This is a genomic window from Pseudarthrobacter sp. HLT1-7 (assembly GCF_059383435.1).
In genome coordinates, this window is sequence record NZ_JBWZCH010000021.1 from 46,613 (window position 1) to 69,820 (window position 23,208).

The following is a 23,208-nucleotide window of genomic DNA, read 5'->3' on the forward strand; positions in this document are numbered from 1 at the left end:
CTTGGCCGCCGGCAGGCTGCCTCAGCCCCGGTCGCGGCAAGTCGGCATTTTCGTTAGTTCGTCGGGGGTCCGGGCGCGGTGGCCGGGCTCCGGGACATGCCCCGCGCCGGGGGCAGCGGGTGGACATAGTGTCATTGTGCCCAGTCCCGGGTGCGAAAAATGAGCATGTCCCGCTGGACTGGACACCGGCCCAAAGGGACATGCCCCGCGCCGGGGGCAGCGGGTGGACATAGTGTCATTATGCCCGGTCCCGGGTGCGAAGAATGGGCATGTCCCGCTGGACTGGACACCGGCCCAAAGGGACATGCCCCGCGCCGGGGGCAGCGGGTGGACATAGTGTCATCATGCCCAGTCCCGGGTGCGAAGAATGGGCATGTCCCGCGGCGCGAAAAGGTCCAGGCTCCGTCTAGCCCCCGACGAACTAGCGAAAATGACCGCTAGGCCGATCTTCGGTGCTGGCGTTAGAGTGTGGAACTGTGACTGAAGAAAAAACCGCCGTGACCGGCCGCCCGGACCAGCCAGCGGAAAGTGGCGCAGGGCAGTACGGTACCCCCACTCTGACCGTGCAGCTGAAGATGCTCGACGACGGGCTGGAGCCGCCGTCGTACGCGCACCCCGGCGACGCGGGGGCGGACCTGCGCGCCCGCGAAGATGTGGTGCTGGAACCGGGGGAGCGGCGGCTGGTGCCCACCGGGGTGTCCATCGCGCTCCCGGACGGGTTCGTGGCCCTCATCCATCCGCGCTCCGGCCTCGCCACCAGGCACGGACTGACGGTGGTAAATGCTCCGGGCACCGTCGACGCGGGCTACCGCGGAGAAATTGCGGTGACACTGCTCAATACTGACCGCCACGAGGTGATTGAACTCAGGCGCGGCGATAGAATTGCACAAATGGTTATCCAGCGCGTGGAGTACGCCCGGTTCGTGCCGGTCCAGGAGCTGGACGGCTCGGTCCGCGGTGCCGGGGGCTTCGGCTCCACCGGCGGCTTCGGGGCACCGCAGGCCTGAGGCCGGGACGGATGGCCCCAGCCAGGTGGAGTATGGGACCCGTTTTTCTGATCAGGATTTCGAGCTAATAGGCCGGCGGCTGCCCCACCGGGGCGGCGGACGCCATACGGACGAACTGCCGCGGCGGTGCCGTACGGCGGGCACAGGATCACAACAAAGGAGACAAACCCATGGTTTTTGGGCGTGGCAGGAAAGCCAAGCAGGAACAGCTGACGGAGCCCGGCGAAGCCCCGGAGGCAGCCGCCGATGTGCCCGCCGAGGGCGCTGACGTGCGCGCCGATGGTTCCGCCGAGGCCGCCGGCCCCTCCCTCCGTGGGTCCACGGGTCCCTTTGATGTCTCGGAAATCGAGGACCAGGACGGCTACGTCGATCTCGGAGCGCTCCTGATCGCGCCTGCCGAAGGCCTGCAGCTCCGGCTCGAGGTCGAGGAGGCCACGCAGCGTGTCGTCGCCGTCACCCTGGATCTGGAAGGTTCCAGCCTCCAGCTGCAGGCGTTCGCAGCGCCGCGCTCGGAAGGCCTGTGGGATGAAATCCGCGAGCAGATCGGCCAGTCGGTGGGAAGCCAGGGCGGCCAGATCGAGGAGATCCAGGGCAGCTTCGGCACAGAGCTCCTCGCCAAGCTGCCGGCCGGCGGCGGGGACGCAAGCCACGGCTACCGCGTGGCCCGCTTCATCGGCTGCGACGGCCCGCGCTGGTTCCTTCGTGGTGTCCTGGGCGGCGAGGCCGCAGTGGACCGCGACGCTGCCGCCGGACTTGAAGGGCTGTTCCGCCGGATCGTCGTGGTCCGGGGCGAGAACCCCATGCCGCCCCGCGACCTGCTGCAGCTCCGCCTGCCCAAGGAAAACGCCATACCGGCGCCCCAGTCCGCCCCTGACCTGGACCAGCCCGAACGAGGACCGGAGACTACCCAGATTGGCTGATACCCCCCGCAGGGATCCAGCGACCTCCGTGTCCGTCCGAGGCTTGCCGGACCGCGGCCGTGTGCTGTGCCACGGCTTCATCGAGGCCGTCACCTTTGCGCCGGCCAGCCAGGTGGCCGCTTTCACCGCCATCGTGGTCGACCACGACCAGCCGCTGGCCACGGCACGCTGGGCCGGGGCCGTGACGGCAGCCGCCGGCCTGTCACCGCCCGCCGGCGCGTCACCGCCCGCCGGCGCGACACAACCCGCCGGCGCTGCAGTTGCCGCCGCCCGGCGCCGCCGCGGCACCGTCCCCAAGGACAGGCTCCGTGTCGTCTGGCTGGGACGCCGCCGCATTCCCGGGGTGGACGCCGGCTCGGAGCTCCGGCTCGAGGGCATGGTCACTGTGCGTGACGGCCTGCCCACCATGTTCAACCCCCGCTACGAAATACTCTCCCGCCAGGAGGAGCAATGACCGTGCCAGAGAAGCCAGAGAAACCCGGGAAGCCCGGGCTAGGACATGACCAGCAGGTGGCTGTCCAGCCCGCAGAAGTCCAGCCCGCAGAAGTCCAGCCCGCAGAAGTCCAGCCCGCAGAAGTCCAGCCGACGGTGGCGCAGCTCGCCGAAGGGTACGCGGCGAAGGCCGGGCTGCACCGTTCCGGCAACGGCAACATCGATGTCCTTAAGAGCGCCGGCGGGATCCAGGGCATCGCCGAGAGTATCCTGCCGGGACTGGTTTTCCTTATTGCCTTCACCATCACGCGCGGGCTTCCCCTGGCGCTGATCTCCTCGCTGGCCGTCGCCGCGGCGTTTACCGCCGCCAGGCTGGTGCAGCGCAAGCCGCTGACACAGGCCCTGGCGGGCGTCGTCGGCGTCGGTCTCTCCGCATGGCTCGCCAATTCCACCGGGAAGGCAGAAGACTTCTACGTCCTCGGCTTCTTCACCAACACCGCGTACATCCTGGCGATGTCCGTCTCGATTGCCGTCCGGTGGCCCTTCGCCGGACTGCTCTTCGGATTCATCCGGAACGAAGGCCTGGAATGGCGCAAGCACCCGGCCCGGGTGAAGGCGTACCGGATCGGCACCTGGGTGATTGTCTCCGTGCTGGCCCTGCGGCTTCTGGTCCAGGTGCCGCTCTACTTCATGGGGGAGGCCGGCCTCGCAGGACTGGCCACGATGCGGCTCCTGATGGGGGCCCCGCTGTACATTCTCGGCATCTGGGTCGCGTGGCTGCTGACCCGCCCGGCTCCGGCCCCCGTTGAAGCGGAAACACACTAGGGCTACGGCTCCGTTGAGCTATCAGTTAGGGGTGCTCCCAGCCGTCACAACGACTCAATCTGATAGCTCAACGACTGCAGGCAGCTCAACGACTGCTGGCAGCTCGCAGCCTTAGCCGTCGAAGCCGTCGCTCTCGGACGGTCCGTTCCCGTGGCCGTGCCGGTCCGAGGTGACCGGGTGCTGCCCTTCGCCGTCCGGTTCGTCGATCTGGGACTCGGGGGCAAGGAGCGCGCGCAGCTCGTCCTCGGCCACGATGGTGGTGACGAAGAACAGCTCGTCGCCGCCGTCGATCACGTCATCCCGGCTCGGAGTGATCGGTGCCTGGTCCCGCAGGATGGCAACCAGGGTGGAGTCCTCCGGCCACATGATGTCGCCGACAGTCAGCCCGATCACGTGCGAATCGTGGGGGACCGTGAACTCGACCAGCGATGACACCCCCGTCTGCAGGGTCAGCAGCCGGACCAGGTCACCGATCTCCACGGCTTCCTCGACGAGCGCCGTCATGAGCTGAGGAGTGTTGACCGCGACGTCGACGCCCCAGGAATCATCGAACATCCAGTCGTTCTTGGGGTTGTTAACCCGGCCCACCGTCCGCCCGACGCCGAACTCGGTTTTCGCCAGCAGCGAGACGACGAGGTTGACTTTGTCGTCGCCGCTGGCGGAGACCACGACGTCGGCATCTTCCAGTTTCGCCTCTTTAAGCGTGCTGAGTTCGCAGGCATCCCCGACGAGCCAGCGGGCGCCGCGCAGGCCGCTGCGACCGATCACCTCCGGCTTGAGGTCGATCAGCAGGATTTCGTGTTTGTGGGCCAGCAGCTCACGGGCGATCGAGGAACCGACGCTTCCCGCCCCGACGATGACGACTTTCACTTAGGACTCCTTGGCAGGGGACTTGGCGAGAATGTGGGCAACTTCGGTGCCGCGGTCCACGCTCATCATGGCGTGGACGGTGTCGCCGTCCTGGTACAGGGTGCCGGCCACGGGCAGCATGCCCTCACCGAAGCGGGTCAGGTAGGCGACACGGATGCCTGCGGCCTTTTCAACCGAGGTCACCGGGTGGCCGATCCAGTCCGGATCCAGGTCCACCTCGGCCAGTACCAGCCGGCCGGAGGGATCACGGAAATCGCCGGCGATGTGCTGCTCCGGCAGGATCCGGCGGAGGACCTGGTCCGCGCTCCAGCGCACGGCCGCAACCGTGGGGATGCCGAGCCGCTGGTAGATTTCGGCGCGGCCCGGATCGTAGATCCTGGCGACGACGTGGGGGACATGGAAGGTTTCCCGGGCAACCCGGGTGGCAAGGATGTTGGAGTTGTCGCCGCTGGAGACGGCGGCGAAGGCATAGGCTTCCGCGACGCCGGCCTGCTTGAGAGTCTCCCGGTCGAAGCCGACGCCGGTGACCTTGCGGCCGGTGAAACCCGTGCGGAGCCGCCGGAAAGCGCGGTCGTCCTGGTCGATGATCGCCACCGAATGCCCGGCGTCCTCCAGCGTGTGTGCCAGGGTGGCCCCCACGCGGCCACAACCCATGATCACGAAGTGCGCCACACGTGCCTCCTTAAAGCCTTGGTGTCTGTTGCTGCGTAAAACTCTACCGGCCGCGGCGGCCTGCGCGTCCGGGGATTGGCGCCGTCATGACATCGCGACTGAATCAGACTAGTTTTGGGTGGTGCCAACAATATTCAATGCCGTGAAGCGGGTCCTGGTAGGTAAACCCTTCCGGAATGACAACCTGGCCCACACGCTGCTTCCGAAGCGGATCGCGCTTCCCATCTTCGCCTCTGACGCGCTGTCCTCCGTGGCGTATGCGCCGGATGAAATCCTGCTGACCCTGGCTCTCGCCGGCGTCAGTGCCGTGGCGTTCTCACCCTGGGTGGGGCTGGCCGTCATGGTGGTGCTGCTCACCGTCGTCGCGTCCTACCGGCAAAACGTCCATGCGTACCCCTCCGGCGGCGGCGACTACGAGATCGCCAACGTGAACCTCGGCAAGTACGCCGGACTTACGGTGGCCGCCGCGCTGCTCGTGGACTACGTCCTGACCGTCGCGGTGTCGATGTCCTCGGCCGCCACCTACCTCACCACTGCCGTCCCCGCGCTGCACGGCCAGCAGGCCGCCATCGCCACGATCGGCGTCGTCCTCCTGGCCCTGGTGAACCTGCGCGGGATCAAGGAGGCCGGCAGCGTCTTCGCGGTACCGACGTACATTTTTATGGCCTCCATCCTCGGCATGACGGCCGTCGGCGTGTTCCAGGCGGTCACCGGCCAGCTGGCCGAGGCGCCGTCCGCGGCGTTCGAAATTGTCCCCGCGGAAGGCTTCGATGAAGGCCTGATTGGTCTCGCGGGGGCGTTCCTGCTGCTCCGTGCCTTCTCGTCGGGCGCCGCAGCGTTGACCGGTATCGAGGCCATCAGCAACGGGGTGCCGAACTTCAAGAAACCCAAGAGCAAAAACGCCGCCACCACGCTGCTCCTGCTCGGCGTGATCGCCGCTTCCATGCTGGCCGGCATCATCTACCTCGCCAACGCCACCAAGGTGCATATCGTGCTGGATCCGGCGACGGAATTCCTGCTGGACGGCAAGCCGCTGCCGGAGGACTACATCCAGAGCCCGGCCATCAGCCAGATCGCGCAGACCATTTTCGGCCAGGGTTCCATCTTTTTCTTCCTCGTGGTTGCCGCTACCGGGGTGATCCTGGTGTTCGCCTCCAACACGGCCTTCAACGGCTTCCCGGTGCTCGGCTCGATCCTGGCCCAGGACGGCTACCTGCCGCGGCAGCTGCGCACCCGCGGAGACCGGCTCGCCTTCAGCAATGGTGTCCTGGCGCTGGCCGCCGGGGCCATCGTGCTGATCATCGCCTTCAACGGGGACGTCACCAAGCTCATCCAGCTCTACATTGTGGGCGTGTTCATCTCGTTCACCGTGAGCCAGTTCGGTATGATCCGGCACTGGGGGCGGGAACTGAAGCTTGCCAAGGACCCGGCACTGAAGGCAAAAATGGCCAAGTCGCGCCTCATCAACACCATCGGTTTCTGCATGACGGCGCTTGTCCTGGTGATCGTGCTGGTCACCAAGTTTCTGCAGGGCGCCTGGATCGCGCTGCTGGCCATGTTTGTGCTGTTCCTGATCATGTGGAGCATCCGGGCGCACTATGACAACGTGGCGAAGGAACTGGCCGTGGATGAGGACTCCTCGCCGCGGGCCCTGCCCACCCGTGTGCACGCCGTGCTGCTGGTCTCCCACGTCCGCAAGCCCGTGCTGCGCGCGCTGGCCTACGCCCGCGCCTCGCGCCCTTCCCGGCTGGACGCCATCACGGTGGACATCAGCTCCGAGGAAACTGAACAGACCATCGCGGACTGGGAGAAGCTCGAAATTCCGGTACCACTGACGGTGCTGGCCAGCCCGTTCCGCGAAACCGTGACACCCATCATGGAGTACATCAAGAACATGCGCCGAGACTCGCCGCGCGACCTGATCGTGGTCTACATCCCCGAGTACGTGGTGGGCAAGTGGTGGGAGCAGCTGGTGCACAACCAGACCGCGCTGCGGATCAAGACGCGGCTGCATTTTGAGCCCGGCGTCATGGTGGCGAGCGTGCCGTGGCAACTCAAATCGTCCGAGGAAGCAAAGAGACTGCAGGATACCCAATGAGCCCCGACACCCAGACCCACGCCCCCACCGACCTTGTGGTCGACGTCGGCCCGGTGGCGCACGGCGGGCACTGCGTTGCCCGGCACGAGGGGCGTGTGGTGTTTGTCCGGCACGGCATCCCCGGCGAAAGGGTCCGCGTCCGCCTCACCGAGTCGGGCCCGGAGGCCAAGTTTTGGCGGGCCGACGTGGTGGAGGTCCTGGAAGCCTCCCCGGACCGGGTGGAGCATTTCTGGGACCTCGCAGATTCGCAGCGCTCCTGGTCCCACCGCCACCCGCCCGTTGGCGGGGCCGAACTGGGCCACATGTCACTTGGACGCCAGCGCAGCCTCAAGGGCGAGGTGCTGGCCGAACAGCTGCGTCGCCTGGCCGGCGTCGAACGCACCATCACCGTGGAAGCCGTGGGGGAGCCGGGAACGCCGGCGACGGCGGGCCTCGCCTGGCGGACCCGTGCCGGTTTCGGCGTGACCCCGGCCGGGAAGCTTGGCATGCACGCCCACCGCTCGGAGCTGGTCCTCCCGGTGGGCGGGATGCCGCTGGCCGTGGATGCCATCAACGCCCTCCGGCTCTGGGACATCGACCTGCAGGGCATCGACCGCGTGGAGGTGGCGGCCCCGGCCAACGGCTCCCGCCCGCTGGTGCTCCTGGTGCCCGGCGCCGGAACCCGGGCCAAGCGGCTCAGTGCTGTCCTGGCGCAGCTGCCCGAGGACGTTTCCGTGGCGAGTTTTGACCCGGTCAAGGGCGAGGTGCTGCGGCTGCGCGGCCGCACCTATGTCCAGGAGACCGCGGCCGGCCACGACTACCGCGTCACCGGAGACGGTTTCTGGCAGATCCACCGGGATGCCCCCGACACGCTGGTGGGGGCCGTGACGGCTTTCCTGCACGACGGCGGTTTCCTCGCGCCGGGCGCCGTGGCGGCGGACCTCTACGCCGGGGCGGGCCTCTTCACCGCGCCGCTGGCAGACGCCGTCGGCGTGACCGGCTCGGTACTCTCGGTGGAGGGATCGCCCGGCAGCAGCCGGGACGCCCGGAAAAACCTTCATGACGCGTCCCAGGTCGAGATTGTCCAGGGCCGGGTGGAACGGGTGCTGCGCGATAAATCACGCCGCTTCGATGCCATTCTGCTGGACCCGCCCCGGGCCGGTGCAGGCAGGGCCGTTGTGAACCAGGTCATCGGGGCCGGACCCCGGGCCGTGGCCTATGTGTCCTGCGATCCGGCGTCGTTCGCCCGCGATGTTGACTACTTCCAGGCGGGCGGCTGGGAGCTGTCAGGGCTGCGCGCCTTCGACCTCTATCCGCATACCCACCACATGGAGACTGTGGCGCTGCTGACGCCCCGGGGCTGATGCCACTACGATGGGCGGAGTAGTCCGACGTCGCGCTCCGTAATCACGGCTGACCCCATGCACCCTGCGCTAGCACTGGTACCAGTTAGGTTCGCCTAACTAGTAAGGGGTCTGCGGCGCGACAAAGATGAAACTGTTGCGAGAGGAGTCCTGCGATGAGCATTGTGGACAGCTTCGGTTCAAAAGGCAAACTTAATGTAGCCGGTACCGAATATGAAATTTTCCGGTTGAACTCCGTTGAAGGTGCAAAAAACCTTCCGTTCAGCCTCAAGGTATTGCTTGAAAACCTGTTGAGGACCGAGGACGGCGCCAACATTACGGCCGGCCACGTCCGCGCACTGGCCGGCTGGGATCCCAGCGCCGAGCCCGACACTGAAATCCAGTTCACGCCGGCGCGCGTGATCATGCAGGACTTCACTGGCGTGCCCTGCGTTGTGGACCTTGCCACCATGCGTGAAGCAGTCAAGGAACTCGGCGGCGACCCCAAGCGGGTCAACCCGCTGGCACCGGCCGAGATGGTGATTGACCACTCGGTGCAGATCGACGCCTTCGGCAACTCCGGCGCACTGGAGCGCAACATGGAGATCGAGTACCAGCGCAATGGTGAGCGTTACCAGTTCCTGCGGTGGGGCCAGACGGCGTTCGATGACTTCAAGGTGGTCCCGCCGGGAACCGGCATCGTGCACCAGGTCAACATCGAGTACCTTGCGCGCACCGTCATGACCCGCGAGGTGGACACCGAGACCGGCACCGTCCTCCGGGCCTACCCGGACACCTGCGTCGGCACCGACTCGCACACCACCATGGTCAACGGCCTGGGCGTGCTGGGCTGGGGCGTCGGCGGCATCGAAGCCGAGGCTGCCATGCTCGGCCAGCCCGTCTCCATGCTGATCCCGCGCGTCGTGGGCTTCAAGCTGACCGGGTCCATCCCGGCCGGCGCCACCGCCACCGACGTCGTCCTGACCATCACCGAACAGCTGCGCAAGCACGGTGTGGTGGGCAAGTTCGTGGAGTTCTACGGCGAAGGTGTCGCGGCTGTGCCGCTGGCCAACCGCGCCACGATCGGCAACATGAGCCCGGAGTTCGGCTCGACTGCCGCCATGTTCCCGATCGACGACGTCACCCTCGACTACCTGCGCCTCACCGGCCGGTCCGAGCAGAACGTCGCCCTCGTCGAGGCATACGCGAAGGAACAGGGCCTCTGGCACGACCCTTCCAAGGTGATCGAGTTCTCCGAGTACCTCGAGCTGGACCTGTCCACGGTTGTTCCGTCGATCTCCGGCCCGAAGCGCCCGCAGGACCGCATCATCCTCACCGAGTCGAAGGCCCAGTTCCGCCAGGACCTGCGCAACTATGTGAAGGAAGAGCTGGCCGGCGGAAGCCTGGACGAAGCGATCGACGAGAGCTTCCCCGCCTCGGACGCACCGTCCTTCACCGCCTCCGGAACGCACCTGACGGACGACGCCCCGCACGCGCACGGCCCGACGTCCAACGGCCGCCCGTCCAACAAGGTCAACGTCAAGACCGCCGACGGCCGCGAGTTCGAGCTGGACCACGGTGCAGTCTCGATCGCGTCGATCACGTCCTGCACCAACACGTCCAACCCGTCCGTGATGCTGGCTGCTGCACTGCTGGCCCGCAACGCCGTCGAGAAGGGCCTGGCCTCGAAGCCGTGGGTCAAGACCTCCGTGGCTCCCGGTTCCAAGGTCGTCACGGACTACTACAACAAGTCGGGCTTGACGCCGTACCTGGAGAAGCTCGGCTTCTACATCGTCGGCTACGGCTGCGCGACCTGCATCGGCAACTCCGGCCCGCTCGACGCCGAAATCTCCGAGGCCATCGCGGCCAACGATCTTTCCGTCGCCGCGGTGCTCTCCGGTAACCGCAACTTCGAAGGCCGGATCAACCCGGACGTGAAGATGAACTACCTGGCCTCCCCGCCGCTGGTCATCGCCTATGCCCTCGCCGGAACCATGGACTTCGACTTCGAAGCCGACGCGCTGGGCCAGGACCAGGCCGGCAACGACGTCTTCCTGAAGGACATCTGGCCGAACCCGGTCGAGGTCCAGCAGGTCATTGACTCCTCGATCGACAAGGACATGTTCGCCCGCGGCTATGAGGGCGTCTTCGACGGCGACGACCGATGGAAGGCCCTTTCCACCCCGGCCGGCGACACCTTCGCCTGGGATCCCAAGTCCACCTACGTCCGGAAGCCCCCGTACTTCGACGGCATCAAGGCGACGCCGGAGCCCGTCAAGGACATCACCGGCGCCCGCGTGCTGCTGACGCTTGGCGACTCGGTCACAACGGACCACATCTCACCGGCAGGTTCTTTCAAGTCGGATACCCCGGCCGGGCAGTACCTGCTGGCCAACGGCGTGGAGCGCAAGGACTTCAACTCCTACGGCTCACGCCGCGGCAACCACGAGGTCATGATCCGCGGCACCTTCGCGAACATCCGGATCAAGAACCAGATCCTGGCTGATTTCAACGACGGAGCGGGCGTTGAGGGCGGATTCACCCGCGACTTCACGCAGGCGGACGGCCCGCAGGCCTACGTCTACGATGCCGCCCAGAACTACCAGGCCGCCGGCATCCCGCTGGTGGTCCTGGCCGGCAAGGAGTACGGCTCCGGTTCGTCCCGTGACTGGGCCGCCAAGGGCACCGCGCTGCTGGGTGTCAAGGCCGTTGTGGCCGAAAGCTACGAGCGCATCCATCGCTCGAACCTGATCGGCATGGGCGTCCTGCCCCTGCAGTACCCGGCCGGCCAGAACGCTGCCAGCCTCGGGCTGACCGGGACGGAATCCTTCGCGGTTGAGGGCGTCACCGCCCTCAACGACGGCACCACGCCGAAGACGCTGAAGGTCACGGCAACGGCGGAAGACGGCGCCATCACGTCCTTCGATGCGGTCCTGCGCATCGACACCCCGGGCGAGGCGGACTACTACCGCAACGGCGGAATCCTGCAGTACGTGCTGCGCCAGATCTCCGCGTAGGGACCCGCGGTAAACGCGAAGGCCCCGGCCGGTCACTGACCGGCCGGGGCCTTCGCGTTCCCGCCAGCATCCCGGGCAGCATTCCGGCCAAACATCGGGCACCGGGGCCAGTCCGGAGGCGTTAGAGTTATACGGCATGTCCACCACCCGAAGGAGGGGCCGTTGGGAATCTTGGAGACCATCCGGAATCCGCAGGACCTGAGCAAGTTGTCCGGGGCGCAGCTGGAACAGCTGGCAGCCGACGTCAGGAACTTCCTCATCGGCAACGTCTCCCAGACGGGAGGGCACCTCGGCCCCAACCTCGGCGTCGTTGAGCTCACCATCGCGGTGCACCGGATCTTCGATTCACCCCGCGACAGCATCGTCTTCGACACCGGGCACCAGTCCTACGTGCACAAACTCCTCACCGGACGCCAGGACTTCAGCACGCTGCGCCAGCAGGGCGGCCTCTCCGGCTACCCGGACCGCGCCGAGTCCGAGCACGATATCGTCGAAAGCTCACACGCCTCCTCTTCGTTGTCCTGGGCCGACGGGATCTCCCGCGCCCGGCGGCTCACCGGCGACGGTGACCGCTACGTGATCGCCGTCGTGGGCGACGGCGCCCTGACCGGCGGCATGGCCTGGGAGGCCATCAACAACATCGCCGCGGACAGGAAACGCCGCGTGGTGATAGTGGTCAATGACAACGGCCGCTCCTACGCCCCGACCGTAGGCGGATTCGCGGATCACCTCGCCTCGCTGCGCCCCACCATTGATTCCTTCCGCGCCGCGCCCGCCTACGAAGGCACCCTGGACTGGTGGCGGCGGAAGCTGCAGAACGGCGGACCCGTCGGCCAGTTCACCTACCGCAGCCTGCACGCCATGAAGAAGGGCATCAAGGACTGGTGGGCCCCGCAGGGCCTGTTCGAGGACCTCGGCATGAAATACATCGGCCCTGTGGACGGCCATGACCTCCAGGCCATGGAGCACGCCCTCTCCACCGCCAAGAACTACGCAGGACCCGTGATTGTCCACGCCATGACGGAAAAGGGCCACGGCTACGCGCCCGCCCGCGCCCATGAGGCAGACCAGTTCCACGCCGTCGGGATCATCGACCCGGAGACCGGCGAGCCCACCGAGGTCGGCGGCTCTAAGTCCTGGACCGCCGTGTTCGCCGACGAGATCGCCGATATCGCGGACGAGCGCAAAGACATTGTGGGCATCACCGGCGCCATGCTGATCCCCGTCGGGCTGCACAAGTTCGCGGCCCGGCACCCCGAGCGGGTGTTCGACGTCGGGATCGCCGAACAGCACGCCCTAACCTCCGCCGCGGGCATGGCATTCGGCGGGCTGCACCCCGTCGTCGCCGTGTACGCGACTTTCCTGAACCGCGCCTTCGACCAGCTGCTGATGGACGTGGCTTTGCACAAGGCAGGGGTCACCATCGTCCTGGACCGGGCCGGCGTCACCGGACCCGACGGCGCCAGCCACCACGGCATGTGGGACATGGCCATGGTCCAGATCGTGCCCGGACTTCACCTGGCCGCACCCCGCGACGCCACCCGGCTGCGCGAGGAACTACGTGAGGCCGTCTCGATCGAGGACGCGCCCAGCGTGATCCGTTATTCCAAGGGCAGCGTCGGTGCCGAGGTTGAAGCCGTGGAACGGCTCAGCGACGGCGTCGATGTCCTCGCCCGCCGCCCCGCAGGCTCAAGCGAAAACGATGTCCTGATCGTCAGCGTCGGCGCGATGTCCGAACTCGCGCTGGACGTCTCGAACCGGCTCGGAGCGCAGGGAATCAGCTCCACCGTGGTGGACCCCCGCTGGGTCCTCCCGGTCCGGAACTCCATCATCGCCCTCGCCTCGCACCACCGTCTGGTCATCTGCATCGAGGACGGCGTACGCGCCGGCGGCGTTGGCTCCCGGATCCGGCAGGAAATGCGGGCCGCCGGAGTGGACACGGCCCTCAACGAGGTGGGCCTCCCGGTCGAGTTCCTGGACCACGGAACCCGCAGCCAGGTCCTGGCCCGCGTCGGACTGACCGCCCAGCAGATCACGCACGACGTCGTCGCGCAGGTCCTGGGGACCAAGGTGCCGTTCGCGCGGCCCCTCCCCGGGCAGGAACACCCCAGCACCGGCAGCCTGCCGATTCTGTAAGGGTCCCCGAGGGCCTGACGACGGGCGATCCGGTGCCCCGGATCAACCCGGAAACACATCAGCTCTACCAGGCAGTGAAGGCACAAGAGCCACCGTTTGACGGCGCCGGCCGCGAAAGGTTCAGGAGAGGACAGGCATGAGCGGAATTATCCGGGTCTACAAACGCAGCGACGAAGGGGTCCTTGACTTCAGGGAGGCCTGGTTCGACGAGGACTACAGCCAGTTCGTGATGAACCACGGCGTCGTCGGGCACCAGAGCAAGACCGACGAGACCGATGTCGCCGACGCGGCCGCCGCTGAGGGTCTGATGGACGCGTTCGCCGCACAGTGCGCCGACGACGGCTTCGCCGAGATCCCCGAGCAGGAGCAGTTCTGGGTGGTTGCCCAGTATGCGCTTAAGACCAAGCACGGCACGGACCGGGACCGCTACCTCGAAGAGAAAGCAAAGGACGCCCTGATCAGCCACCTGGCATGGCGCGGACTGGGCGTCGTGGACCGCTCCGAATTTACCGACTCCAAGCTGAATATCATCATCCTCACCCCGGACGTGAATAAGGCCGTGAGCGCCATCAAGGTGTGCGTTCGCGGTGAGGACCTGGACTTCACCAAGCTGAGCATCGGCGCGGCACCGTTCGGCGAGACGTCCTTCAGGCTCAAGCACTCACCGAAGCCCGCGAACAGCTTCAGCCTCTAGCAACACCGGCAACGTCCACAATTGTTGTGGGGGACTTCGATCGGAAGGCAGTCCGCATGACGCCAAAATCAGTTGAACCCGGCCGGACCCCGCTTCCGCGGGGGATTGCGGCACCCGCCCGCCGGGCCCTCGCCCACGAGGGTGTGGAGACCCTCGAGCAAGTGGTGGAGCTCGGCGGGCAGAGACTCTCCGGCCTGCACGGGATGGGACCGCGCACCCTCGCGCAGCTGCAGGACGCGCTGGATGAACACGGCCTGGAGCTGCCCCGGAATTAGCGGGTTACCCGCCCGGGGGTCCGGCGGCAGGCGTGCCCGATCGCCTTGCCGGCCCGATATAGGCTGAATCCCATGACTGAATACCGACGCGTAGGAAATTCCGGACTGACCGTCTCCGTGGTGGGACTCGGCTGCAACAATCTTGGCCGGGCCAATACGGCCACCGGGTCGCAGGCCGGGACCGACGCCGTCGTGCATGCGGCCCTGGACGCCGGCATCACCTTCTTCGACGTCGCGGACACCTACGGCCGGGAGCCGGGCCTCAGCGAGACGATGCTGGGCAACGCCCTCAGGGGGCGCCGTGACGACGCGGTCATCGCCACCAAATTCGGCATGGACATGCGCGGGGCGAACGGGAACGACTTCGGCGCCCGCGGATCCCGCCGCTACATCATCAAGGCCGCGGAGGCCTCGCTGCGACGGCTCGGCACCGACTGGATCGACCTCTACCAGTTCCACGTCCCCGACCCGCTGACCCCGATCGATGAGACCCTCGCGGCCCTCGACGAGCTCGTCACCAGCGGCAAGGTACGCTACCTCGGCCACTCCAACCGGGCCGGCTGGCAGATTGCCGAGGCCGAATTCGTGGCCCGGGGCCGCGGAGGAGCGCGGTTCATCTCCAGCCAGAACCACTACAACCTGCTGGACCGCCGGGCCGAACTCGAGGTCACGCCCGCAGCCGTTGCCTACGGCCTGGGCGTGCTGCCGTACTTCCCCCTCGCCAACGGCCTGCTGACCGGCAAATATGCCAAGGACACGGCACCCGAGGGATCCCGGCTCAGCCACACGCGCACCAACCTGGTCCACGACGCCGACTGGGAACAGCTTGGCGCCTTCAGCGCCTTCGCCGCGGAGCGGGGCCTGAACGAGATCCAGGTGGCGTTCTCCTGGCTCGCTGCCCAGCCCTCGGTCAGCAGTGTCATCGCGGGAGCCACCCGGCCCGAGCAGGTCCGGCAGAACGCCGCTGCCGTGGCGTGGCTCCCCAGCGCCGCGGAACTGGCCGAACTGAACGACCTCTTCCCGCGCACGCCCAAGGTCGCGCTATTCTAAATGGCGCCCTTCCACCCGGCCGGGGTCTGACGGTGCCCGCTCCGACGCAGACTGTCCTGCTGGACGTGGACACCGGCATCGACGACGCCCTCGCCCTGGTCTACCTGCTGTCCCGGCCGGAGGTGAACCTCCAGGCCATCACGTGCACCGCCGGGAATGTGGGGGCCCGGCAGGTGGCGCTGAACAACCTGGCCCTGCTGGAATTGTGCGGCCGGCAGGGCATTGAGGTGGCCATCGGCGCCGAGGTGCCGCTGGAGATTCCGCTGGTCACCACCGAGGAGACCCACGGGCCGCAGGGGATCGGCTACGCCGAACTGCCGCCGCCCGCCCAGCAAATCTCAGCGCGCCACGCCGTCGACGTCTGGGTGGACGAGGTCAGGGCCCGCCCGGGCGAGATCACCGGGCTGATTACTGGTCCGCTGACCAACTTTGCCCTCGCCCTGCGCCGCGAACCGGAGCTGCCGCGGCTGCTCAAGGGCCTGGTGATCATGGGCGGCAGCTTCTACTACCAGGGCAACACCACGCCGACGGCGGAATGGAACGTCTCGGTGGACCCGCACGCCGCCAAGGAAGTCTTCGAGGCCTACCGCGGCCTCCCGGAGGTCAAGCTGCCGCTCGTCTGCGCGCTGGAATCCACCGAGCGGATCGAAATGCGGCCGGAACACCTTAAACGCCTCGCCGAGGCGGCCGGCGCCGGGCCGGAACTTGTCCTGCCTGAACAGCCCGAAGGACTGCGCAGCACCTCGGATAATCCGCTGGTGGCCTGCCTCTCCGACGCGATCCGGTTCTACCTGGACTTCCACCGGCTCTACGACCAGGGTTACGTGGCACACATGCACGACGCCTTCGCAGCCTGCGCCGCGGCCGGCCGGACCCCTTTCACCGCCCGGCTGGCCACGGTCGACGTCGAAATCGAGTCGCCGCTGCTCATCGGTACCACGGTGGCGGACTTCCGCGGCCTGTGGGGACTGCCGCCGAACGCGCGGATAGTGGACTCCAACGACCCGGAGCAGTGTTTCGAGGAGCTGATTTCCTCCGTGGGTGCTCTGGCCCGGCGGGTCGGCGCGGACAGGTCCGGCCAGGACAGGGCCGGCACCGGCTGACACTCGTTAGGATGGTAACTGCGCCGAGGTGACATGAGGCGGATGTTGTAGCTCCCAGCCGAAGGACCATCCCATGTCACAGCCGTCCCTGATCCACCCCGCTACCGGCCCCGGGTCTCGGGAGGCGGATGGCCGCGGCCGCCGCCTGCTCGAACTCGCCGGTGCCGGAGCCATCGCCGCCACTTACGTGTTCCTCGTTCTCACCCAGCCGGCCGATATCGCCGGCGGACCGGCCAGCTTCTCCGCGCTGGTGGCGCTCGGCGGGTTCCTGCTCGGCGCGGTGCTGCTGCTTCTCGCGATGCTGCCGGTGCTGCCCACCTCCACCCTGGTCCTGATGCCCGTCGCCCTGGTCCTCAACGTCGTGCTGGGCCAGCTCATGGGGTCCACGGGGCTGCCGTTCTACTTCGATGCGATCGGGACCGTCCTGATCGCCGTCCTCGCCGGACCGGCGGCCGGCGCCGCCACCGGAGTGCTCAGCAGCGTCGTGTGGTCCTTCTTCAACCCCACCGTCCTGCCGTTCGCGGCAGGAGCCGCGCTCATCGGCTTCCTGGCCGGGCTGGCCGCCCGCGGCGGGCTGTTCCGCCGCTTCTACCTCGCGCCGGTGGCGGGCTTCGTCACGGGCATCCTCGCCGGCGTCGTCTCCGCCCCGATCGCCGCCTTCGTCTTCGGCGGCACCTCCGGCCTGGGAACGGGCGCAATTGTCAGCGCCTTCCGTGCCATGGGCGATACCCTCCTGGCCGCCATCACCAAGCAGGCACTCATCTCGGACCCGATGGACAAGGCAATCGTCTTCGCCATTGCGGCGCTCCTGGCTTACGCCCTGCCTCGCCGCACCACCTTCCAGTTCCCTTTTGTCCGCCGCTTCCGGGTGCTCGCGGGCAAGGCCCCGGCAACGTCCTCCCCCTGAGCCATGTCCTCCGATGACGTGCGCCGGCGCCTCCATCCGCTGACCGCGCTTACGGCCGCCGGGTCCACTACGGTGATCACGACGGCGGCAGCCAGCTGGCCGCTGGCCGCCGCCGTTGCCCTCGCGGCGGTTGGGCTGGCCTTTCGCGCCGGCGTCGGACGCCGGGTGATGGCTGCCGCGGCGGCGATCCTGCTTCCGTTGGTTTTGTCCCTCCTGATGCTGCACGGCCTGTTTTTCCCGGAAGGCCGTACGGTCCTGGCCAGCTGGGGCCCGGCCCGCGTGACCGCCGAGGGGCTGGGCTTTGCCCTCGAACTGGGGGCGCGAACGGCCGCCTGTGTGCTGGTCCTGCTGCTGTTCTCCTTTACCGTCAGCGTCGCGGACCTCGTCGCCGCCCTGACCGCGCGGCGGGTGCCACCGCAGTTCGGCTTCGTCCTGGCGTCCGCCCTGACGCTTCTTCCCGCCATGGCCACCCGGCTGGTCAGGATCCGGCAGGCCCAGGAAGCCCGCGGGCTGGTACTCGGCGGCGGCCTGCTGGCCAGGCTCGGCGCGGCGCGGTTGCAAATGGTCCCGCTGGTCCTCGGACTCATCGACGACGCCGGCAGCCGGGCGCAGGCCCTGGACGCCCGGGGCTTTGGCCGGCCGGGACCGCGCACAAGCTACCGCGAGGTCCCGGATTCGGCTGCCCAGCAGCGGATCCGGGCGGTGCTGCTGCTGCTCGCGGCCGCCGGCGTCACCTGGCGGCTCGTCGCCTCCTGGCCGGCTGCCGGGGACGCATGACTGCCTCCGTCCGGCCCGTGCTGGCCGCCAGCATCAACACCTTCACGTTCCACGGGGCCACCGTCCCCGCGCTGCGGGGGATCCGGCTGAACGCCGGGCCCGGCACACTGACCGCGGTGCTGGGCGGTTCCGGCAGCGGCAAGACGACACTAGGCAAAGTGCTGGCCGGCTGGCTGCGGCCCGGCCAGGCGGGCAGCTTTAGTGGCAGCCTGCAGCTAGGGGAGACCCTCCTGACGTTCCGCGGCGGCGGGGACGATCCCCGGATCAACCCCGCCGTCTGGTCGGAGCGCGTGGCCTACGTCCCCCAGGACGCGGCCGCGATGCTGTCCTCGGTCCGTTCCACCGTGGCGGAGGAACTGGCGTTCGGCCTGGAAAACCGCGGCATGCCGCGCGAGCAGATGCGCCGCGAGGTGGCCAGAACAGCCGCCCTGACCGGGCTGGCGGCACTGCTGGACAGGGACCCCGGCACGTTATCCGGCGGCGAACTGCGCCGCCTGGCCATGGGCTGTGCCATCATCACGCGTCCGGAGGTGCTGGTGCTGGACGAACCCCTGGCCTCCCTCGATGCGGAAGGCGGCGTCCAGGTTCTGGGGCTCATTCGCGGGCTGCTCGACGCCGGCACCGCCGTGGTACTGCTCAGTCAGGCGGCGGACGGGCTGGCCCGCACGGCCGCACGCTGGATCATCCTCGACGGCGGTTCTGTGACAGCGAGTGGCACGCCCGCAGATCTGGAGACGTCGCCGCAGCCGGGGCGGGCCGGCGTCGTGGCGGACATGTCCTCCGCTGCACCGGGCCGGCGGGACATGTCCACCCGTGCGCCGGGGGCAGCCCCGACCCTCGAACTGCGCGGCGTCGGCTACGGCTACCGGAGCCCCGGCGGACCGTCCCGGGACGTCCCGCGGCCAGAAGTGCTTCGCGGCCTGGAGCTGACCGTCCGCCCCGGCGAAATCGTGGCCGTCACGGGCCCCAACGGTGCCGGCAAGTCAACCCTGCTGCGCCATTTCAATGGACTGCTGAGGCCGCACACCGGGGAAGTGCGCGTTCAAGGGAAAAGTATCGCCGGTGTCGCGCCCGGCCGCGTCGCGGCCTCCGTGGGGCTGCTGTTCCAGCAGCCGCGGGACCAGCTCTTTGAGCGGACGGTCCGCCGGGAAATCAGCTTCGGGCTTGGCCGGCTGTTCGGGGCGGGGGAGGCCGCCCGGCGCGCGCGAGGCGCTGGCCGCCGTCGGGCTCGCCGATGCTGAGGAGATGCACCCGGCGGAGCTTCCGGCTTCACAACAGCGGCTGCTGGTCCTGGCCACGGTCCTGGCCCGGGAACCGGCGGTGCTGGCGCTGGATGAGCCCACGATCGGACTGGACCGGCAGGGACTGGACCTGCTGACACAGGCCATTGACCACGCCACCGCACGCGGCGCCGCCGTCGTGTTGGTCACCCATGACCGGCAGTTCGCGCAAGCGAACGCGCACAGGACGCTGGACCTGCGCGGCGGCAGGCTCCACCAGCTCTAAAGCCTGCCGCCGCTGTCCCGGACGCCCGCGGCTGGGCAGACCGGGCTTAGGCCGGCGCGGACGCCACCCCGGCCGCCAGGAACTTCCTGCCGTTGACCCGCTCCGAGGCCCCCACCCGGTCCAGATACGGGGTGATGCCGCCAAGGAACATCGGCCAGCCGGCGCCGAGGATCATGCACAGGTCGATGTCCTCCGGACCGGCCACGACGCCCTCGGTGAGCATCAGCCCGATTTCCGCCGCCAGCGCATCCTGGGTGCGGCGCAGCACCTGCTCGGCAGTTGAGGGCTCGTTGCCGAACGTCATCAGCGCCAGGGATTCGGCCGGGATGAACGGGTTGCCGTCCGGGCCCTTCTCCGGTGTTCCATTTGGCGCGGCCCAGATGGACTTCACGCCGCTGTCGATCAGATTCTGCAGGTTCGCCGAGACGGTGAAGCGGTCAGGGAACGCCGCGTGCAGCGATTCCTGGACGTGCTGCGCGACCGGCAGGCCCACCATGGCGCCGAGGACGAACGGCGTCATCGGCAGCCCCATCGGGCGCAGCGCATTGTCCGCCACCTCGGCGGGCGTGCCCTCGTCGAAGGCCGCGGTCACTTCACCCATTAGGCGCAGCAGCAGGCGGTTGACCACAAACGCCGGGGCGTCCTTGACCAGGACGGCGGACTTCTTAAGCCCTTTGGCGAGCTCGAACGCGGTCGCCAGGACGGCGTCGTCGGTCTTCGGCGCACGCACAATTTCCAGCAGCGGCATCACGGCCACCGGGTTGAAGAAGTGGAAGCCGACCAGGCGCTCCGGATGCTCGAGGTCTTCGGCCATCGCGGTGACGGACAGCGAGGACGTGTTCGTGGCGAGGATGCACTCGGGCGAAACGATCGCCTCGACCTCCTTGAAGACCTGCTTCTTGACGTTGAGCTCCTCGAAGACAGCCTCAATGACGAAATCGGCGTCAGCGAAGGCCTCCTTGGAAACCGAACCGGAAACCAGCGCCCGGGTCCGGTTGGCGGCGTCGGAGCTGATGCGCCCCTTCGCCAGCAGCTTGTCCACCTCGGCATGGACGTAGCCCACGCCCTTGTCCACGCGGGCCTGGTCGATATCCGTCATGACCACGGGCACCTTGAGCTGGCGGGCGAAGAGCAGGGCGAGCTGGCTCGCCATCAGCCCGGCGCCGACCACGCCGATCTTGGTCACCGGGCGGGCCAGCTTGCGGTCCGGGGCTCCGGCGGGGCGCTTGGAACGCCGCTGCACGAGATCCAGGAACGCGTAGACGGTGGAGCGGAACTCGTCGGTCTGCATAAGATCCGCGAGCGTTGCGCATTCCAGCTCGGCGGACTGTGCCTGGCTCAGGGTGCGGTTGGCTTCCATGACGTCCAGGACCTTCGCCGGCGCCGGTGAGGCGTTGGAGGTCTTGGCTTCCACGAACGCCCGTCCCCCGGCGACGGCGGCGGCCCAGCGGGCGGCGACCTCCGGTTCGGCGGGGTCGACGGCGTTGGCCCGTTCCGGCGTCACGGCGCCGGCGATGACCTTCGCGGCCCAGGCGACGGACTGCTCGACGAAGTCGGCGGGCTCGAACATCGCATCCGCCATGCCGAGCTTGAAAGCCTGCGGCCCGGTGAGGGTGCGGTTGTTGCTCAGCGGGTTCTCGATCATCACCTTGAGGGCGTTCTCGGGGCCGATGAGCCGCGGCAGGATGTACACCCCGCCCCAGCCCGGAACGAGGCCGATGAAGGCCTCGGGCAGGGCCAGCGCACCGGCCCCGGTGGAGACGGTGCGGTAGGTGGACTGCAGGGCGATCTCCAGGCCGCCGCCGAGGGCGAGGCCGTTGATGAAGGCGAAACTGGGCACGCCGAGGTTGGCCAGGGTGGCGTAGACATCGTGGCCCAGCTGGGCCATCCAGAGCCCGTGTTCGCGGCCGCTGATGGACTTCACCGTGGACAGGTCCGCGCCGGCCACAAGGAAGTATGGCTTGCCGGTGACGCCGACGCCGGCGATCTCGCCGCGGGCGGCGCGTTCCTTCAGCCCTTCCAGGACGGTGCCGAGTTCCACCAGGGTGTTGGGACCCAGGGTGGTCGGCTTGGAGTGGTCCAGGCCGTTGTCCAGGGTCACCAGCGCGAAGGTGCCGGGGCTCTTCCCGCCAGTCGTCTTCCCGCCTACGGCTGGGAGCTGGATGTCCTGGACGTAGGAGCGGGTCACCGTTTCGTTCGGGAACAGGTCGGCAAGTTTGCGGAAATCTGCGGCGCTCATGCTGCGGCTCCAGTCTCGGTGGTGGTGGTATCGGGGAAAGCGGTGCCGTAGCCGGCGTGATGCGGGTTTTCCCAGATCACGGTGGCGCCCATGCCCAGGCCGATGCACATGGTGGTCATGCCGAAGCGGACGGCCGGGTCCTCCTCGAACTGTCGTGCCAACTGGTTCATCAGCCTGACACCGGAGGAAGCCAGCGGATGCCCGACGGCGATCGCGCCGCCGTAGCGGTTGACCCGGGGGTCGTCGTCGGCGATGCCGAAGTGGTCCAGGAAGCTGAGGACCTGGACGGCGAAGGCCTCGTTGATTTCGAAGAGGCCGACGTCCTTGATGCCCAGGCCGGCGTTCCTGAGGGCCTTTTCGGTGGCGGGAACCGGTCCGATGCCCATGACTTCGGGCTCCACGCCGGCGAAGGCGTAGCTGACCAGGCGCATCTTAACCGGCAGGCCGAGCTCCTCGGCAGCGTCGGCGGAGGCCAGCAGGGCGGCGGTGGCGCCGTCGTTCAGGCCGGCAGCGTTGCCGGCGGAGACGCGGCCATGGGCACGGAACGGGGTTTTAAGGCCGGCGAGGTCCGCCACCGAGGTGCCGGGGCGCGGCGGCTCGTCCACGGTGTTGACGGTCCAGCCCTGGCCGGGCTTCATCGTGGCGACGGGCACCAGATCGGGCTGGATCCGGCCCTTCGCGTAGGCGGCGGCGAGCTTGTCCTGGGACGCGACCGCGTAGGCATCGGTGCGGTCCTTGGTGATGGCGGGGAAGCGGTCGTGCAGGTTTTCGGCGGTGTTGCCCATGTTCAGGGCGGCCGGGTCCACGATCCGTTCGGACATAAAGCGCGGGTTGGGATCCGCCCCGGCGCCCATCGGGTGGTTGCCCATGTGCTCCACGCCGCCGGCGATCACGACGTCGTAGGCGCCGAAGCCGATGCCGCTCGCCGTCGTGGTCACGGCGGTCATGGCGCCGGCGCACATCCGGTCGATCGCGAAGCCGGGCACCGTGCGGGGCAGTCCGGCAAGCAGGGCCGCGGTGCGGCCGATGGTCAGGCCCTGGTCGCCGGTCTGCGTGGTGGCGGCAATGGCCACCTCGTCGATGCGTTCCGCAGGCAGGGACGGGTTGCGGCGCATCAGTTCGCGGATGCACTTGACCACGAGGTCATCGGCGCGGGTTCCGGCGTAGATGCCCTTCTCTCCTGCGCGGCCGAACGGGGTGCGGACACCGTCGACGAAAACGACGTCGCGCACGGCGCGGGAACCTGCCGTGCGGGAATTCGCGCTGCTGGGTTGTCCGCTGCTCGGGTTTCCGCTGCTGGGTTGTCCGTTTGGGCGATCTTGGCTCACGTGATACTCCTCATTGAGACATGGATGCCG

At 68.1% G+C, this 23,208-nt stretch carries 20 protein-coding genes; 16 read left to right on the top strand and 4 right to left on the bottom strand.

The features are described from left to right. Positions 1-476: 476 nt before the first annotated feature. The 4 genes from dut to AC50X6_RS16825 all read left to right on the top strand — a co-directional run bounded on the left by dut (position 477) and on the right by AC50X6_RS16825 (position 3,184). Positions 477-1,007, top strand: coding sequence for a dUTP diphosphatase (dut, locus tag AC50X6_RS16810; RefSeq protein WP_494967309.1), 531 nt, complete (start codon positions 477-479; stop codon positions 1,005-1,007). A gap of 170 nt (positions 1,008-1,177) precedes the next feature. After that, entirely contained in the window at positions 1,178-1,927 is a 750-nt protein-coding gene (locus tag AC50X6_RS16815; protein ID WP_494967310.1) for a DUF3710 domain-containing protein, read from the top strand. Further along, positions 1,920-2,381: a hypothetical protein gene (locus AC50X6_RS16820; RefSeq protein WP_494967311.1), complete on the top strand. Its 462-nt coding sequence runs from the start codon at positions 1,920-1,922 to the stop codon at positions 2,379-2,381. The genes AC50X6_RS16815 and AC50X6_RS16820 overlap by 8 nt, the downstream gene beginning before the upstream one ends. Further along, positions 2,378-3,184, top strand: a complete 807-nt coding sequence (locus AC50X6_RS16825; RefSeq protein WP_494967312.1) for a DUF3159 domain-containing protein — start codon at positions 2,378-2,380, stop codon at positions 3,182-3,184. The genes AC50X6_RS16820 and AC50X6_RS16825 overlap by 4 nt, the downstream gene beginning before the upstream one ends. 111 nt (positions 3,185-3,295) lie before the next feature. On the opposite strand, the gene AC50X6_RS16830 is transcribed toward AC50X6_RS16825, so the two are convergent. Together AC50X6_RS16830 and AC50X6_RS16835 are read right to left on the bottom strand one after the other, a co-directional pair. Then, positions 3,296-4,054 (bottom strand): potassium channel family protein, encoded by a 759-nt coding sequence (locus AC50X6_RS16830; protein WP_494967313.1) that lies wholly within the window; start codon positions 4,052-4,054, stop codon positions 3,296-3,298. Beyond that, entirely contained in the window at positions 4,055-4,726 is a 672-nt protein-coding gene (locus AC50X6_RS16835) for a potassium channel family protein (protein WP_326966624.1), read from the bottom strand. Positions 4,727-4,847: 121 nt separating this feature from the next. Here AC50X6_RS16835 and AC50X6_RS16840 point away from each other — a divergent pair, with 121 nt between their 5' ends. The 12 genes from AC50X6_RS16840 to AC50X6_RS16895 all read left to right on the top strand — a co-directional run bounded on the left by AC50X6_RS16840 (position 4,848) and on the right by AC50X6_RS16895 (position 19,611). Further along, positions 4,848-6,824 (top strand): APC family permease, encoded by a 1,977-nt coding sequence (locus AC50X6_RS16840; protein ID WP_494967314.1) that lies wholly within the window; start codon positions 4,848-4,850, stop codon positions 6,822-6,824. Next, on the top strand, positions 6,821-8,167 hold the full coding sequence (locus AC50X6_RS16845) for a class I SAM-dependent RNA methyltransferase (protein ID WP_494967315.1): 1,347 nt from the start codon (positions 6,821-6,823) through the stop codon (positions 8,165-8,167). The genes AC50X6_RS16840 and AC50X6_RS16845 overlap by 4 nt, the downstream gene beginning before the upstream one ends. A gap of 155 nt (positions 8,168-8,322) precedes the next feature. Then, positions 8,323-11,163, top strand: coding sequence for an aconitate hydratase (locus tag AC50X6_RS16850; protein WP_494967316.1), 2,841 nt, complete (start codon positions 8,323-8,325; stop codon positions 11,161-11,163). A 162-nt stretch (positions 11,164-11,325) separates the two neighbouring features. Further along, positions 11,326-13,299, top strand: coding sequence for a 1-deoxy-D-xylulose-5-phosphate synthase (gene dxs, locus AC50X6_RS16855; protein ID WP_494967317.1), 1,974 nt, complete (start codon positions 11,326-11,328; stop codon positions 13,297-13,299). A gap of 136 nt (positions 13,300-13,435) precedes the next feature. Beyond that, a complete protein-coding gene (locus tag AC50X6_RS16860; RefSeq protein WP_494967318.1) occupies positions 13,436-13,993 on the top strand; it encodes a hypothetical protein in 558 nt (185 codons plus the stop codon). A 56-nt stretch (positions 13,994-14,049) separates the two neighbouring features. Next, positions 14,050-14,268 carry a helix-hairpin-helix domain-containing protein gene (locus tag AC50X6_RS16865; RefSeq protein WP_494967319.1) on the top strand — a complete coding sequence of 73 codons (219 nt, stop codon included), beginning with the start codon at positions 14,050-14,052 and terminating at the stop codon, positions 14,266-14,268. Positions 14,269-14,340: 72 nt separating this feature from the next. Then, complete coding sequence (locus AC50X6_RS16870) at positions 14,341-15,318, top strand: aldo/keto reductase (RefSeq protein ID WP_494967320.1); 978 nt, start codon at positions 14,341-14,343, stop codon at positions 15,316-15,318. A gap of 32 nt (positions 15,319-15,350) precedes the next feature. Beyond that, the gene (locus AC50X6_RS16875; protein ID WP_494967321.1) at positions 15,351-16,421 is read left to right on the top strand and encodes a nucleoside hydrolase; all 1,071 of its coding nucleotides are present in this window, start codon (positions 15,351-15,353) and stop codon (positions 16,419-16,421) included. A 73-nt stretch (positions 16,422-16,494) separates the two neighbouring features. Then, a complete protein-coding gene (locus tag AC50X6_RS16880; protein ID WP_494967322.1) occupies positions 16,495-17,328 on the top strand; it encodes an ECF transporter S component in 834 nt (277 codons plus the stop codon). A 3-nt stretch (positions 17,329-17,331) separates the two neighbouring features. Further along, entirely contained in the window at positions 17,332-18,105 is a 774-nt protein-coding gene (locus AC50X6_RS16885; protein WP_494967323.1) for an energy-coupling factor transporter transmembrane component T, read from the top strand. Next, the gene (locus AC50X6_RS16890; RefSeq protein ID WP_494967324.1) at positions 18,102-19,346 is read left to right on the top strand and encodes an ABC transporter ATP-binding protein; all 1,245 of its coding nucleotides are present in this window, start codon (positions 18,102-18,104) and stop codon (positions 19,344-19,346) included. Before AC50X6_RS16885 ends, AC50X6_RS16890 begins: the two co-directional genes overlap by 4 nt. A gap of 4 nt (positions 19,347-19,350) precedes the next feature. Next, positions 19,351-19,611, top strand: coding sequence for an AAA family ATPase (locus AC50X6_RS16895; RefSeq protein WP_494967325.1), 261 nt, complete (start codon positions 19,351-19,353; stop codon positions 19,609-19,611). Positions 19,612-19,657: 46 nt separating this feature from the next. Here the strand turns inward: AC50X6_RS16895 and AC50X6_RS16900 are convergent, their stop codons facing one another. Then, complete coding sequence (locus tag AC50X6_RS16900; RefSeq protein ID WP_494967326.1) at positions 19,658-21,850, bottom strand: 3-hydroxyacyl-CoA dehydrogenase NAD-binding domain-containing protein; 2,193 nt, start codon at positions 21,848-21,850, stop codon at positions 19,658-19,660. Continuing rightward, on the bottom strand, positions 21,847-23,082 hold the full coding sequence (locus AC50X6_RS16905; protein WP_494967331.1) for a thiolase family protein: 1,236 nt from the start codon (positions 23,080-23,082) through the stop codon (positions 21,847-21,849). The genes AC50X6_RS16900 and AC50X6_RS16905 overlap by 4 nt, the downstream gene beginning before the upstream one ends. Positions 23,083-23,208: the final 126 nt, after the last annotated feature.